14 protein-coding genes are annotated in these 14,490 nt (G+C 38.9%); 12 read left to right on the forward strand and 2 right to left on the reverse strand.

Features of this window, described 5'->3' with window-relative positions:
• Positions 1 to 9: 9 nt before the first annotated feature.
• From PHO43_RS02510 to argH, 8 genes are all read left to right on the forward strand, one after another.
• Positions 10 to 636: a GNAT family N-acetyltransferase gene (locus tag PHO43_RS02510; RefSeq protein ID WP_053826842.1), complete on the forward strand. Its 627-nt coding sequence runs from the start codon at positions 10 to 12 to the stop codon at positions 634 to 636.
• Positions 633 to 1,823: an argininosuccinate synthase gene (gene argG, locus PHO43_RS02515; RefSeq protein WP_288011185.1), complete on the forward strand. Its 1,191-nt coding sequence runs from the start codon at positions 633 to 635 to the stop codon at positions 1,821 to 1,823. The genes PHO43_RS02510 and argG overlap by 4 nt, the downstream gene beginning before the upstream one ends.
• The gene (argC, locus tag PHO43_RS02520; protein ID WP_045088874.1) at positions 1,816 to 2,790 is read left to right on the forward strand and encodes an N-acetyl-gamma-glutamyl-phosphate reductase; all 975 of its coding nucleotides are present in this window, start codon (positions 1,816 to 1,818) and stop codon (positions 2,788 to 2,790) included. Before argG ends, argC begins: the two co-directional genes overlap by 8 nt.
• Positions 2,791 to 2,811: 21 nt before the next feature.
• The gene (locus tag PHO43_RS02525; RefSeq protein ID WP_045090748.1) at positions 2,812 to 3,936 is read left to right on the forward strand and encodes an aspartate aminotransferase family protein; all 1,125 of its coding nucleotides are present in this window, start codon (positions 2,812 to 2,814) and stop codon (positions 3,934 to 3,936) included.
• A 5-nt stretch (positions 3,937 to 3,941) separates the two neighbouring features.
• Positions 3,942 to 4,895: an N-acetylornithine carbamoyltransferase gene (locus PHO43_RS02530; RefSeq protein ID WP_288011188.1), complete on the forward strand. Its 954-nt coding sequence runs from the start codon at positions 3,942 to 3,944 to the stop codon at positions 4,893 to 4,895.
• A 204-nt stretch (positions 4,896 to 5,099) separates the two neighbouring features.
• Positions 5,100 to 5,921: an acetylglutamate kinase gene (gene argB / locus PHO43_RS02535; RefSeq protein ID WP_231623096.1), complete on the forward strand. Its 822-nt coding sequence runs from the start codon at positions 5,100 to 5,102 to the stop codon at positions 5,919 to 5,921.
• Between the two features lie 4 nt (positions 5,922 to 5,925).
• Positions 5,926 to 6,999 carry a M20/M25/M40 family metallo-hydrolase gene (locus tag PHO43_RS02540; RefSeq protein WP_045088872.1) on the forward strand — a complete coding sequence of 358 codons (1,074 nt, stop codon included), beginning with the start codon at positions 5,926 to 5,928 and terminating at the stop codon, positions 6,997 to 6,999.
• A gap of 51 nt (positions 7,000 to 7,050) precedes the next feature.
• Positions 7,051 to 8,346 carry an argininosuccinate lyase gene (argH, locus tag PHO43_RS02545; RefSeq protein WP_053826844.1) on the forward strand — a complete coding sequence of 432 codons (1,296 nt, stop codon included), beginning with the start codon at positions 7,051 to 7,053 and terminating at the stop codon, positions 8,344 to 8,346.
• 179 nt (positions 8,347 to 8,525) lie between these two features.
• Here argH and PHO43_RS02550 read toward each other — a convergent pair whose 3' ends face one another.
• The gene (locus PHO43_RS02550; RefSeq protein ID WP_045090746.1) at positions 8,526 to 9,137 is read right to left on the reverse strand and encodes a DUF6448 family protein; all 612 of its coding nucleotides are present in this window, start codon (positions 9,135 to 9,137) and stop codon (positions 8,526 to 8,528) included.
• Between the two features lie 279 nt (positions 9,138 to 9,416).
• On the opposite strand from PHO43_RS02550, the gene PHO43_RS02555 reads away from it, so the two are divergent.
• The 4 genes from PHO43_RS02555 to PHO43_RS02570 all read left to right on the forward strand — a co-directional run bounded on the left by PHO43_RS02555 (position 9,417) and on the right by PHO43_RS02570 (position 13,604).
• The gene (locus PHO43_RS02555) at positions 9,417 to 10,196 is read left to right on the forward strand and encodes a Crp/Fnr family transcriptional regulator (protein ID WP_052673056.1); all 780 of its coding nucleotides are present in this window, start codon (positions 9,417 to 9,419) and stop codon (positions 10,194 to 10,196) included.
• A gap of 130 nt (positions 10,197 to 10,326) precedes the next feature.
• Positions 10,327 to 11,337 (forward strand): phosphate acetyltransferase, encoded by a 1,011-nt coding sequence (gene pta / locus PHO43_RS02560; RefSeq protein ID WP_288010207.1) that lies wholly within the window; start codon positions 10,327 to 10,329, stop codon positions 11,335 to 11,337.
• A gap of 32 nt (positions 11,338 to 11,369) precedes the next feature.
• Positions 11,370 to 12,350, forward strand: a complete 981-nt coding sequence (locus PHO43_RS02565) for a 3-hydroxyacyl-CoA dehydrogenase family protein (protein ID WP_288010209.1) — start codon at positions 11,370 to 11,372, stop codon at positions 12,348 to 12,350.
• Between the two features lie 48 nt (positions 12,351 to 12,398).
• Positions 12,399 to 13,604, forward strand: a complete 1,206-nt coding sequence (locus PHO43_RS02570) for an acetate/propionate family kinase (RefSeq protein ID WP_045088868.1) — start codon at positions 12,399 to 12,401, stop codon at positions 13,602 to 13,604.
• A 38-nt stretch (positions 13,605 to 13,642) separates the two neighbouring features.
• Here PHO43_RS02570 and PHO43_RS02575 read toward each other — a convergent pair whose 3' ends face one another.
• Positions 13,643 to 14,209, reverse strand: coding sequence for a hypothetical protein (locus PHO43_RS02575; RefSeq protein ID WP_045088867.1), 567 nt, complete (start codon positions 14,207 to 14,209; stop codon positions 13,643 to 13,645).
• Between the last annotated feature and the right edge of the window lie 281 nt (positions 14,210 to 14,490).

Consider the following 14,490-nt stretch of genomic DNA (forward strand, 5'->3'; position numbering starts at 1 on the left):
TATATTAAAATGAATGTAGAAATTCATATTGCAAACAGCAGTTTTGTAGGTTATTCTCAAGAGATATGCGATTTGATTTACGAATCAGCACAGGCTCGTGGCACCGGTATTGCTAAACGCAGTGCCGAATATGTTGCAGAAAAAATTGAGGCAGGTAAAGCCGTCATCGCTCTCGACGGTGATAAATTAGTAGGCTTTTCATATATTGAAACGTTCAGTCACAAACGATTTGTAGCCAACTCCGGATTGATTGTACACCCTGATTATCGTAACCAGGGCCTTGCAAAAAAAATCAAAAGGACTATATTTGATCTTTCACGCAAGCTATATCCTAACGCTAAAATATTTAGTATTACTACTGGATTAGCTGTAATGAGAATGAACACGGAGCTTGGATTTAAACCTGTAACTTTTTCTGAGCTTACAGATGATGAAGAGTTTTGGAATGGTTGCAAAGGTTGCAGAAATTACGATATATTGCAGCGTAACAACTTTAAAATGTGTCTCTGTACTGGTTTGCTTTATGATCCCAAGGATCCTTCCACACAACCTGTTCAGAAGCCCAGCACATTCGCCAAAAAGGTTGTAAAACCGGTAATCAAAACAAGAAAACCAAATAAATTATATAAGAAATGAAACAGAAAGTAGTTTTAGCATTCAGTGGTGGTCTCGACACCTCCTTTTGCGTCCCTTATCTAATGAATGAAAAAGGGTTGGAAGTACACACCGTAATAGTTAATACGGGCGGATTCTCTGATGAAGAAGCAGCTAAAATTGAAGAACGTGCCCTTAAACTGGGAGCTGCTTCTCATACATGCATAGATGCTGTTAATGATTATTATAATAATGGCATTAAATATCTGATATTTGGCAATGTGTTAAAGAACAACACATATCCTCTTTCAGTTAGCTCTGAACGCTTCTTTCAGGCAATGGCAATACTTGAACATGTAAGAAAAACAGGGGCAGATTATGTTGCACATGGAAGTACAGGTGCCGGGAACGATCAGGTAAGATTCGACCTGGTGTTTGAAGTTCTGGCTCCTGAAGTAAAAATAATTGCTCCGATACGTGAGCTGAGCCTCTCTCGTCAGCAGGAGATCGACTATCTCAAAGAGAAGGGATTTGACTTTTCATGGGAAAAATCAAAATACTCAATAAACCAGGGTATCTGGGGAACAAGTGTGGGTGGAGTTGAAACATTGAAATCATCAGGTGTACTTCCTGAAGAAGCCTACCCATCGCAAGTAGTAAATCATGGAACAGAAAGAATCACCATAGGTTTTGAGAAGGGAGAACCTGTTAAACTAAATGGTGAGAAATTGGATCCGGTTGAATTGATACACAAACTGCATAAAACTGCATCACAGTACGGGATTGGTCGCGATGTCCACGTAGGAGACACAATTATTGGAACAAAGGGCAGGGTTGCTTTCGAGGCACCGGCTCCACTTATTATTGTTAAAGCGCATCACCTGCTGGAAAAGCATGTACTTACAAAACAGCAGCTCTACTGGAAAGATCAGCTCTCCAACTGGTACGGTCAGCTTATGCATGAGGCTCAATACCTTGAACCGGTTATGCGAAATATAGAAACATTCCTCAACGATACACAGAAATATGTAACAGGGGAAGTTGAAGTTGAGCTTCGTCCATATCACTTCTCGGTATTGGGCTGCTCAAGTGAGTTCGATCTAATGAGTTCGAAATTCGGCGAATATGGCGAAAGCAATAAATCTTTTACAGGTCAGGATGTGGTAGGATTTACAAAAGTAACTGCCAATCCATTGAAAATTTATTATACAATTCACGATAATGATTAATGTAAGTATAGCAGGTGGAACAGGATATACAGCGGGAGAACTTCTGCGTATCCTGCTTCACCACCCTGAGGTAAATATTGAGTCGGTAATCAGTACAACATCCGTTGGAATGTCTGTATCTGATATACACAGAGATCTGATTGGAGAAACCGATCTTGTCTATAGTGATACTTTTAAAAATCCCGATGTAATATTTCTTTGTCTGGGACATGGATTATCGAGAGAATTTCTTGAGAAGAATGAACTGCCAGCAGGTTGCAAGGTTATAGATCTGGGGAACGACTTCCGCAATCAACCTGAATTTGGAAACAGGAAGTTTGTTTTTGGATTATGCGAACAGAACCGCGAAGAGATTCGTAAAGCTGATAACGTTGCCAATCCGGGTTGTTTTGCCACAACAATAATGCTGGCTCTTTTACCACTTGCATCAAAGAATCTTTTAACAGAAGATATTCACATACATGCCATCACAGGCTCAACTGGAGCAGGAAAGAAACCTGGCGAAACAACACATTTCAGTTACCGCGACAATAATATCTCTGTTTACAAACCTTTTACTCATCAGCATCTTGAAGAGATCAGCAACACACTTATTTCTGCAGGTAACAGTAACCTGCCACAAATCAACTTTGTGCCAATGAGAGGTGATTTTACCCGTGGGATCTTTGCAAGCTTATATACAAAATGGAATGGAACCATTACTGATGATGAAGCAATTGCATACTTCAAAGATTATTATGCCGACTCACCTTTCGTGTTTGTTTCTGATAAACCCATCAGTCTCAAAGAGGTTGTAAACACAAATAAATGTCTTCTGCATATTGAATTCCATAACGGTTATATACATATAACATCAATATCTGACAATCTGGTAAAAGGTGCATCTGGTCAAGCCGTACAGAACATGAACCTTATGTTTGGTTTTGATGAGTCGCTTGGATTAAAATTAAAGGGAAGTGCGTTTTAATTTTAAATTGTAAGAATGAAAATGGAACTATTTGATGTATACAGTTTATGGAATATTGAGCCAGTTAAGGCTAAGGGATGTCATGTCTGGGACAATGAGGGTAATGAATATCTTGACCTGTATGGCGGACATGCAGTAATTTCCATAGGTCATTCACACCCCGTTTATATAAAAGCAATAAGTGATCAGGTAGAGAAGATAGGCTTTTACTCTAATTCAGTACTAAATTCACTGCAGAAGACTCTTGCTCAAAAACTTGGTGAGCAAAGCGGGTATACCGACTACTCTCTTTTCTTATGCAACTCAGGTGCTGAGGCCAACGAGAATGCACTTAAACTGGCCTCTTTTTATACAGGGAAAAGCCGGGTAATAGCTTTCAAAGAGGCATTTCATGGTCGCACCTCCGGAGCAGTCGCAATCACAGACAATCCAGATATACAATCACCTTTCAACAGTGGCCATGAAGTCACATTTTCAACACTCAACGATATAGCTTCTGTAGAGGCAGAGTTAAATAAAGGTGATGTTGCAGCTGTAATTATTGAGGGAATTCAGGGTGTAGCAGGTATATTTGTTCCCGAAGCTGAATTTCTGCAGCAACTCGACCAGCTTTGCAAAAAACATAACGTCCCTTTAATACTCGATGAAATTCAATCAGGATATGGTCGTTCCGGAAAGTTCTTTGCTCATCAGTTTGCAGATATAAAGCCCGATCTGATTACTACTGCTAAGGGCATGGGCAACGGGTTTCCTATAGGAGGTCTGCTGATTTCTCCTAAATTTGAAGCAAAAAAAGGAATGCTGGGTACAACCTTCGGTGGGAATCATCTTGCATGTGCTGCTGCGATTGCTGTTCTCGATGTTATCAAAGATGAATCACTTGTTGATAATGCAGCTTCTGTGGGCGAGTATCTGAAAGAAAAACTGCTAAATATTAATGGTGTAGTTGATGTACGTGGTTATGGACTAATGCTCGGTATAGAGTTTAAACCTGAATATTCATCTGTTCGTAACCAGTTGTTGTTCGAAAGTCATATCTTTACCGGTGGAGCAAAAAACAACATAATGCGACTACTCCCTCCTCTCTCGATTACAAAGGAGGAGATCGATATTTTTATTGACGAACTAATAAAGAAATTAAACTAAATAATATGAGAAACTTTACATCCGTACACGACATAGGTGATCTGAGTCTGGCTCTGGAAAAAGCAATGTTTGTCAAAGAACATCCATATGCAGATCAGGAAATGGGAAAAAATAAAACATTGTTGATGATATTCTTCAATTCTAGTCTGCGCACCCGCTTAAGCACACAAAAAGCAGCTCTTAATCTCGGGATGAATGTAATCGTTCTTGATATTAATCAAGGTGCATGGAAGCTTGAGACCGAAAAAGGAGTAATTATGGATGGTGATAAACCTGAACATATACTTGAAGCTATCCCGGTTATGGGTTCCTATTGTGATATTATAGGTGTAAGGTCTTTCGCTCAGTTCGAAAATAAGGAGTATGACTATAACGAGGTTATCCTTAATCAGTTTATTCATTATTCAAGGCGACCCGTATTCAGTATGGAGGCTGCTACGCGTCACCCTCTTCAGAGTTTTGCCGATCTGATTACTATTGAAGAGTTTAAGAAGAAGGAGCGACCAAAAGTGGTGCTGACTTGGGCTCCTCACCCTAAACCTCTTCCGCAGGCTGTTTCCAATTCTTTCGCGGAGTGGATGAATGCAACTGATTATGAGTTTGTAATTACTCATCCTGAGGGATATGAACTGGATGAGAAGTTTGTCGGCAATGCAACTGTTGAATATGACAGAGAAAAAGCATACAAAGGAGCTGATTTTATTTATGCTAAGAACTGGGCAGCCTATAAAGATCCCAATTATGGTAAAATCTTGAGTACAGATCGCTCGTGGACAGTTGACTCCGCCAAGATGGCACTTACTGATAATGCTTATTTTATGCACTGTCTGCCTGTTCGCCGCAACATGATTGTGAGCGATGAAGTGATAGATGGTCCGCAATCAATTGTCATTCCTGAGGCAGCTAACAGAGTTGTTTCCGCTCAGGTTGTTCTTAAAGAGATTTTGAAGGATTTGTAATCTTAATTATCCTGTTTCCAGGGATTATTTTCTTCTTTAAATAAAGGTATGATTTTTTCTAGTTTACACTATTTTCTTAACCCATTAGCTGCTTGTTCACTATTTGATTTAAACTCGCATAAATAAGACAGAAAATCAAATTCATTGTTCGATTCGCAGAATATACATTTTCGTTGTACAAAGAAGAAAAACTGTAGTCAAGAAATGATGATGAATAATAATGATAAAAATAATCGAAACAACAATATAGCTAAACTTTCTATTGTAAAAATCGGAGGGAACATCGTTGATAATCCCAAAGCATTAGAAACATTCCTTACTGATTTCAACTGTCTGGAAGGACCAAAAGTGCTGATTCATGGTGGAGGTGCAATTGCTTCAAAAATGTCAGTACAACTTGGCATTGAGACAAAGAAGGTAGATGGCAGAAGAATAACTGATGCTGAAACCCTTAAAATTGTCACAATGGTTTATGCCGGACTGATTAATAAAGACATTGTTGCTTCTCTTCAGAAACTTGGGTGTAACGCCATTGGTTTGTCTGGTGCTGATGCAAACTGCATTCCTTCTATTCGCCGATCACCTGAACCAATTGATTTTGGTTTTGTTGGGGATCCTGATCCTCAGAAAGTGAATAAAGATTTCATATCTAAACTGGTTGAAAGTGATATAACACCTGTATTTTGTGCAATCACACATGATGGTAATGGCACACTCCTCAATACTAATGCTGATACAATAGCTTATACGGTTGCCACGGCGCTCTCAGGGATGTATAAAACTGTTCTCTATTACTGTTTTGAGAAAGAGGGTGTGCTTATGAATATAGATGATCCTGAAAGCCTTATCGAGAGTATTAACCGTGATGAGTGCGATAAACTTATTGAACAGGGTGTAATTGCAGATGGGATGATTCCAAAACTGTTTAACTCATTTAATGCAATATCACATGGCGTTTCTGAAGTAATAATCCTGCATGCAAAGAATCTGTTGACAGGAAAAGGAACAGTATTGATTAATAGTTAATTAAATGGTTGAAAATAAGAACATAGATAATGCTGCTGAACTACTCAGGGAGCTTGTGTCACTAAAAGCTTACTCAGGTCAGGAGGAGTTACGCACTGATTTTCTTACAGATTATTTCAAACAGAAAGGTATCACCGGTGAAAGAATAGGAAATAACCTTATATTCCGTCAGCCTGATCATGATGCAAGTAAACCAACATTAATGCTAAACTCGCATCTGGACACAGTTCTGCCCGCTTCCGGTTATAGTATCGATCCATTTAACCCAGGAAAATCAGACACTCATGTTTATGGTCTTGGCAGCAATGATGCAGGTGCCAGTGTAGTTTCTATGATACACACCTTCCTGCATTTTTATAATAATCCTTTGCCAATAAATTTGATGCTGGTTCTCTCAACAGAAGAGGAGAATTCGGGTCCCAACGGTATGCGCCTTTTATGGGAAAAGCTGAGACCTTATGTGGATATGGCTATAATTGGAGAACCAACGGGAATGAGGGGTGCTATTGCTGAGCGCGGTTTGCTGGTTATAGATGGTATGGCAAAAGGTATAAGCGGTCATGCCGCTCGTAACGAAGGTGTAAACGCACTCTATATTGCACTGGAAGATATTAACACATTGAGGTCTGTTAGGTTCGACAGAATTTCACCAACTATGGGAGAGGTGAAATTAACTGTCACTCAAATAATGGCAGGCACCCAGCATAATGTGGTACCTGACCATTGCAGCTTTGTTGTGGATATACGTCCAACAGAGCAATACAGCAACAGTGAAATTATGGAAATTCTTCAGCCCTTGGTTAAAAGTGAGCTAAAGGCTCGTAATCTGACCAACAGAAGTTCCGCTACTCCGGAAAATCATTGGTTGATGAAGTGCACCGCACAGTTGGGTATCGAGACATACACCTCTCCAACTACATCTGACTGGATGAGGATAACCTGCCCTGCAATAAAAATGGGGCCGGGCGAATCATCTCGCTCTCACCAGGCGGATGAGTATGTACTTATCAGTGAAATTGAACAGGGTATTAAGGGTTATATCAGTTTTGTTTCGCAACTTACTGAGATTATTGATTGATAATCGTTTTATAAACGATTTATTTCGTAAAACATACAATAATAAAGATAGATGGCAAAAATATGGGATAAAGGCTTTGATGCCAACAAACTGGTGGAGGAGTTCACTGTAGGGAATGACCGGAAACTGGACCTGCGACTGGCTAAGCATGATATAATCGGATCAATGGCACATATCAAAATGCTGGTTAAGATTGGTCTTCTCGATGAAGATGAGGAAAAAACACTTCAGGATGAGCTTCAAAACATTTTAGCAGAGGTAGAAAAAGGTAACTTTAGACTCGATGATGATGTAGAAGATATCCACTCTCAGATTGAAGCTATGCTTACAGAGCGTTTGGGAGAGATTGGCAAAAAGATCCATTCAGGTAGATCCCGCAATGATCAGGTACTTGTTGATATAAAACTTTATCTGAAAGAGGAGATAAAACAGATCAAAGATGAGGTACTGCAGCTATTTAATCTATTACAGTCACTAAGCGAACAGCATAAAGACAGCTTACTTCCGGGATATACACATGCACAAATTGCTATGCCATCCTCATTTGGGTTATGGTTTGGTGCTTATGCAGAATCACTGGTTGATGATATGCACTCATTAGCTGCAGCATGGAGAGTGGCTGATCAGAACCCACTTGGTTCTGCAGCAGGTTACGGCAGCTCTTTCCCTCTTGACAGAGAGATGACTACCAAAGAACTTGGTTTTGGTACGATGAGCTACAACGTAATTGCAGCACAAATGGGCAGAGGAAAAACAGAACGTGTACTGGCTCAGGGAATGGCAAATATAGCTTCAACACTAAACAAACTGGCTGCAGATAACTGTATGTATCTGTCTGGTAACTACGGATTCATCTCTTATCCTAAAGAGCTCACTACCGGATCAAGCATTATGCCACACAAAAAAAATCCTGATGTATGGGAGCTGATAAGAGCTTATAGCAACCGATTACAAAGCCTCCCAAATGAGATAACGATGATGACAACAAATATGACTCATGGATATCATCGTGATTATCAACTGTTAAAAGAGGTGCTGTTTCCTGCAATTGAAACTCTCCACTCGATCTTAGGAATGTCTCACTTTATGCTTCAGCACATAAGCGTAAATAATGATATACTTTCAGATCCAAAATACAACTACCTTTTTACAGTGGAAGAGGTAAACAATCTTGTCCTACAGGGAATACCTTTTCGTGAAGCATATCAGATAGTTGGCAAGAAAGTTCAGGAAGGTACTTTTACAGCAGAGAAAAAGGTTAACCATACTCATGAGGGTAGTATAGGTAATCTATGTACACCTGAGATCAGACAAAAAATGAGTCTGGCTTCAGAAGTAATTAAGTAAAAGCTGGTACATTTTTCTTATTTTGGACTTACCTTGCTCTTATATCGCTCTTATAAAGCTCAGTTGCAAAAGAGAAAGGTAAGGCTAATTTAGGTATAATAAAACGGTGATTTAAGACTGAAATGCTTATGATCACCGTTTCTTTTGTTCATGAAGATTTGATTTTACCTGATTTGATTTTAGTGACTGTGGCCACCTCCACCTAATAATATGTCATGTACAGCCTCAATACTATGGGTGTAGTCTACATATGCTGCAACATATTCACGCCCCTCCTCTACTGAATTGTCTTTCACTTTGAATAAAGCCTCTGTCTTGTCGAATTTCTCCTGTAGTACTCCATTTATATGGTTGTTAAGTGCTTTAAGCAAGCTTTCAAAATCGCCCGTTTCAAGAGCTTTATCACTCATCATTGTGATTGGTGCGACCGATCCTGCAGGTTTTAAGCCTGTAAAACTTGCTCCTTCCATTTCGCGATGCAGACGTACAAATGTTTCGAAGAAGTGCTTTTTCACAATTTCATATATCTCCTTATCACCATTTCTCAGGCTGTATGTTTTGTGAAACAGAGGTACAACCTCAGCCTCCATATCAGCATCGATCCACTTTAGGATCAGATCAACATTGTTGGTTTCCAGAGCTTTTGCTGCATCTTTAAGTGCAGGTCCGTCAAATGAGTCACAATGGGCTGAAGCTGTTTGTGTACTTATTATTGTAAATAATGCGAAAAGAGATAGTGTGAGTATCTGCTTTGTCCAATTCATTTTAAATGAGAAATTACCTGTTTTCATAATTCTGTTTTTTAAAGAGTTGCTATGCTTAAATGTTTTTACTAATTTCGTTTTATTCATGTTAAGTTCGATATTGGAAACTTTTTCTAGAAGCTTCTGTTTTATTTGTCGCCAAAACCGAAATTATTTTTTTACTTTCTTATTATGTATTGCAAAGATATGCTCTGTAATACCCGATAATTGTCACCAGGGCGACACTCCTGAGTTCTTAACATTATTTAGCAACAAGGTAAGAAAAATCATCTTTACATTCTTACTATCAACATATTCAAAAAGATAATGGAAAATCAAAAAGGGCTTTCACACGATCATTTAGCACGCCTGCTTAGGGAGCATAATATCATTAAGGGTGAATTTGCAGGTCATTCTCATCAACATGATGAGCATAAACAGGACCATTCGGGACAATCTTTAACTTACTGTCCGTTATTCAGGAATATGAGTCAGACTGAACATGACCGTTTTCTCGATAGAAATGTAAAGGAGGTGCTGACGTTTAAAAAAGGGGAGACTATTGTTATGCAGGGTGATCCGATTAGTTCTGTTATGCTTCTTGTAATGGGAAGCGTGAGAACGGAGATGATTACCATGGAGGGAAATATTCTGGATATAGATATAATGGAGGCTGTTATACCTTTGGCCCCCTCTTTTATATATGGTGAGAGAAATATTTATCCATTCGATGTGATTGCAGTGGAGCCATGCATTTTTCTGAAGATTTCGAAAGAGGCATGGCTTGAAGAGATGTCAAACAATAAACAGATGCTTACCAATTTTCTTACAATGAATGCAGATTTAACTCTCTATCTTACAAGTAAACTGCAGATGATTTCACTGAAGAGTCTGAGGAAGAAACTGGCAACATTCTTTCTGGAAAAGACCACTGCTGAGTCCGGTACATTTACACTTAAACGGTCCCGCACTCAACTTGCAGAGTTTTTTGGTGTGCAGAGGCAGTCACTTGCCCGCTCTCTGAAAGAAATGGAGGATGATGGAATAATCAAGCTTGATGGTCGTAAAGTGACAATTATTGACAGGAACAAGCTGATAAGAGAGTGATGCTTTCCTTTTACATTGAGATTTACTATTTATTTAGCTCATTTTTTTGTACTTTTGCGGTTTATACTTTATAATTAATTATATAGTATCCTGATTATCTTGATTGAAAAACCAAAACAAATATAAAATAATGAACTTACTCGAAAGTATTATAGAGAGAGCTAAAGCTGATAAACAGCGAATAGTATTGCCGGAGGGGACAGAAGAAAGAACTCTTCGTGCTGCTGATTTAATATTGTCAAACGGCATTGCAGACATCATACTGCTTGGTGATGAACAATCAATCAAGGAATCAGCAAAAAAAATGGGATTGAATAATATCGATAAAGCAACGATAGTAAATCCAAAAGAACACACAAAGAAAAAAGAATATACAGATCTTCTTGTTGAGATAAGAAAGAATAAAGGGATGACTTTTGAAAAAGCATCGTCCCTTGTGGAAGATCCTCTATACCTGGCATGCCTGATGATTAAAAATGGTGATGCAGATGGCGAGATAGCAGGCGCTCAGAATACCACTGGTGATGTGTTGCGGCCGGCACTACAGATTATAAAAACTTTACCGGGTGTGAAGGTTGTATCTGGTGCTTTCATAATGTTTACACAGACACCTCAATATGGAGAGAACGGTATTTTGTTGTTCGCTGATTGTGCCGTGATGCCAAACCCGAATGCAGAGGAGCTTGCATCAATTGCTGTTTCATCGGCTAAAACCATGCAGAGCCTTGTTAATGTAGAGCCTAGAATAGCAATGCTTAGTTTCTCTACTAAAGGAAGTGCTGATCATGAGATGGTGGACAAGGTGAGAGAGGCAACAGACCTGGCTAAAAAGATGGATAGCAACCTGCTTATAGATGGTGAGTTGCAGGCAGATGCAGCATTGGTGCCATCAGTTGGTTCAAGCAAAGCTCCGGGCAGCCTTATAGCAGGGAAAGCTAATGTATTAGTTTTCCCCTCACTAGAATCGGGAAATATAGGTTATAAGCTGGTTCAGAGACTTGGCAATGCACAGGCAGTTGGTCCTGTATTGCAGGGTATGGCTGCACCGGTAAACGACTTATCAAGAGGTTGCTCTGTCGAAGATATTTATAACATGGTAGCAATTACAGCAAACCAGGCAATCGGACTAAAAAAGAATTAAATAAAAACAAATAGATAAATAGCCACATTCTTATGAGTGAAATGATTATAGAACCAATTGAGAAGTATGGACTTACCATAACATCTGATAGTAAGAAAAAGCCATTGTTCTCAAGAATTGGAGTTGTAGGTGCCGGTAAAGAGGGAAGAAATATTATCAATATGACTGCAACAGCAGGAATGGAGGTAGTATTTCTTGAAGAATCTCAGGAGAGGATTGATGTTGTGATTAAGGAGATTGAGAAGGTAATGGATCACAAGATCAAGAACTGGGGTCTTACTCAGGCAGAAAAAAGAATCATTATGAACCGCATTACTCCTACTCTGCAATATGAGGATTTTGCCGGTTGCGATATGGTAATTGAATGTACAAGATTTACTGAAGGTGGGCGTAGAAGTACTCCTTTGAGAAAAAGCATATTTAAAAGACTGGAAGAGATCCTGGATACAGATGCTATAATTGCCACAAACGGATCAGTAGTGATTATCAGTGAACTTGCTTCGGAACTGGTTCACAAGGATAGATGTGTGAGTCTTTATTTCCCGGTTGCTCATCCTGATGCACGTATACTTGAGATTGTGAGCGGTATGTATACTTCAGAGGAGGTTTACAGCAAAATGGAGGTTTTTGCTAAGCTGATTAACTATAAGCCGCATCGTATAAACGAGAGCAACGGAAACGTGAGTATGCGTATAATGGTTAACATGCTGAATGAGGCCTGTCAGATTCTACTGGAGAGAGTTTGCTCACTGGAAGATATTGAGGAGACTTATACGATAATATATGGTCAGCGCTACGGTGTATTCAGAATGGCTGATATAATAGGGATAGAACGACTTGTTACTCTTATGGAAGCGATGTTCAACGAATTTGGTGAGAAACACTATAAGCCCAATCCGATTTTATGGAAACTGTACAGATCCAACCAATTGGGTATACGTACCGGTAAGGGATTTTATATCTACGATGAAAATGGGAACCCTGTTTCGGTAAACAAGGCGGTGATAAACTAACTGAATTCAGAAAAAAAGAGAAAGGTTAAAAGAAAAACAAAGACTAAAATGAAGATATTGGTTTTAAATTGCGGCAGTTCTTCCATAAAGTATAAACTTTTCGAAATGGAGAGTAAGGAAGTGATAGCTCAGGGCGGTATAGAAAAGATTGGTATGAAAGGTTCTTTCCTGAAGCTGACACTGCCTGATGGACAAAAAGTTATGCTCGAAGGAGAAATTCTTGAACATCGTGCAGGAATAGAATATATTCTGGGAGTACTGTTAAGTGAGAAATATGGCTGCATAAAAACAATCGATGAGATTAAAGCTGTGGGTCACAGAGTGGTCCATGGAGGTGAACGCTTCAACTCAAGTGTACTTATTACAGATGAGGTTATTGATATGCTCAATGAGTGTATTGAGCTTGCACCTCTGCACAATCCACCTAATCTTAAAGGTATATATGCCATTCAGGAGCTTCTGCCGGGCACACCACAGGTGGGTGTTTTTGACACTGCTTTTCATCAAACTATGCCTGTCTATGCATATATGTATGGTTTACCCTATTCTCTTTATGAAAAATATGGAATCAGGCGTTATGGATTTCATGGTACTAGTCACCGCTATGTTTCCCGTCGCGCATGTGAGTTCTTAGGTGTACCGTATGAGGATCAAAGAATAATAACTGCTCATATAGGTAATGGTGGTTCTGTTACAGCAATCAAGAATGGTAAATCAATTGATACCAGTATGGGAATGACTCCTGTGGAAGGCCTGATCATGGGTACTCGCTCCGGTGATATTGACCCGGGCGTTATCTCTTACATTATGGAAAAAGAGAATATGGGAACTAAAGGGATATCAACCCTTTTAAATAAGTTTTCCGGTATGCTGGGTATCTCAGGTGTATCATCTGATATGAGAGAGATAGAAGAGGCAATTGAAGGTGGTAACAAAAGAGCTATAATGGCTTTAAAAACCTACTGCTACAGGATTAAGAAATATGTTGGTTCTTATGCAGCAGCCCTTGGTGGTGTTGATATTCTTGTATTTACAGGTGGAGTTGGAGAAAACCAGGCAAGTGCACGTAAGGCTGTTTGTGAGAACATGGAATATATGGGAATCGAACTAGATGAAGAGTTAAATGATTCGGTTAGAGCTAAAGAAGTAGTTATAAGTAAACCCACTTCAAAGGTGAAAGTATTGATAATTCCAACTGACGAGGAACTTACCATTGCAAAGGATACTGTTGAGATTTTGAATCAGGTTAATTAGTTTATCGATTAACTGGTTTTGTAAAAAAATGGTATGCTTCAGACAAGTAAGTTAATACTATTATAATCCTTGGGAGTAACTAATATTTTCACCCCTCTTACAGCAATTCCCGCTTGTGAGGATACTCCTGAAGCTGAAATAGTTTTAATTATAAATGAGTAATCAGAACCTCTTTGATAGAAGTATGTTATGATTTTAAACAATCCGGAAGAACTTATGCCTGGCATTTGATGCCAGGCTGTTTCTTCTTCATCTGTTGGGTTGTAATATGCTAATAAAATACTGTTGTCGATAGTCTCCTTGGATATATCAGGCATAACCAACTCCTGAATTCCAACTAAAATCATTTCACCATAATTAAAAACAAGGGCTCCATCTTCAGACAGGCTAACGGTTGATCTAATCTTTTCAGGGTTCTTTGATAAAGCATCTTCTTTATTTAGATTGTTATCCTTCAGGAAATCTTTAATTTCATCCAGGTCTATATCTTGAGGCTGACCTATCACTTCACCGGGACCTAAAGGTCCTTCCTCATCTTCACAACTAGTTATTGCCAAAAAAGCACATGAAATTACTATAAAGCTGAATAATTTTGACACTTTCATACCTGTAATTTTTAAAATGTTGATGTTAATATGTGACGATCAAATGTAATATTTACAGAAAAAAAGTGTTAGGATTTTGCGTACTCGATACGTAATCTGCTTATAAAATTTGATGGAGAGTAACCTGCAATTGCAGTCAATTTCCTGTTTAGCAGAGAAGTGCTGAATCTCTAATATCCTTGCATAGGGATAATCCATCTTTATTAGGCATAACTATATCAGAGATAATTATATCAGGTATCATGTTATGGGCTACATCCAATCCTTTGACACCATCTTCC

It is taken from the genome of Lascolabacillus sp. (assembly GCF_028696275.1).
Classification (GTDB): domain Bacteria; phylum Bacteroidota; class Bacteroidia; order Bacteroidales; family Dysgonomonadaceae; genus Proteiniphilum; species Proteiniphilum massiliensis.

What these genes read in the sequence shown, in the direction of transcription:
- PHO43_RS02510 (WP_053826842.1), top strand. Translation starts at nt 10, where the DNA reads ATGAATGTAGAAATTCATATTGCAAACAGCAGTTTTGTAGGTTATTCT.
- argG (WP_288011185.1), top strand. Translation starts at nt 633, where the DNA reads ATGAAACAGAAAGTAGTTTTAGCATTCAGTGGTGGTCTCGACACCTCC.
- argC (WP_045088874.1), top strand. Translation starts at nt 1,816, where the DNA reads ATGATTAATGTAAGTATAGCAGGTGGAACAGGATATACAGCGGGAGAA.
- PHO43_RS02525 (WP_045090748.1), top strand. Translation starts at nt 2,812, where the DNA reads ATGGAACTATTTGATGTATACAGTTTATGGAATATTGAGCCAGTTAAG.
- PHO43_RS02530 (WP_288011188.1), top strand. Translation starts at nt 3,942, where the DNA reads ATGAGAAACTTTACATCCGTACACGACATAGGTGATCTGAGTCTGGCT.
- argB (WP_231623096.1), top strand. Translation starts at nt 5,100, where the DNA reads ATGATGATGAATAATAATGATAAAAATAATCGAAACAACAATATAGCT.
- PHO43_RS02540 (WP_045088872.1), top strand. Translation starts at nt 5,926, where the DNA reads ATGGTTGAAAATAAGAACATAGATAATGCTGCTGAACTACTCAGGGAG.
- argH (WP_053826844.1), top strand. Translation starts at nt 7,051, where the DNA reads ATGGCAAAAATATGGGATAAAGGCTTTGATGCCAACAAACTGGTGGAG.
- PHO43_RS02550 (WP_045090746.1), bottom strand. Translation starts at nt 9,137, where the DNA reads ATGAAAACAGGTAATTTCTCATTTAAAATGAATTGGACAAAGCAGATA.
- PHO43_RS02555 (WP_052673056.1), top strand. Translation starts at nt 9,417, where the DNA reads ATGGAAAATCAAAAAGGGCTTTCACACGATCATTTAGCACGCCTGCTT.
- pta (WP_288010207.1), top strand. Translation starts at nt 10,327, where the DNA reads ATGAACTTACTCGAAAGTATTATAGAGAGAGCTAAAGCTGATAAACAG.
- PHO43_RS02565 (WP_288010209.1), top strand. Translation starts at nt 11,370, where the DNA reads ATGAGTGAAATGATTATAGAACCAATTGAGAAGTATGGACTTACCATA.
- PHO43_RS02570 (WP_045088868.1), top strand. Translation starts at nt 12,399, where the DNA reads ATGAAGATATTGGTTTTAAATTGCGGCAGTTCTTCCATAAAGTATAAA.
- PHO43_RS02575 (WP_045088867.1), bottom strand. Translation starts at nt 14,209, where the DNA reads ATGAAAGTGTCAAAATTATTCAGCTTTATAGTAATTTCATGTGCTTTT.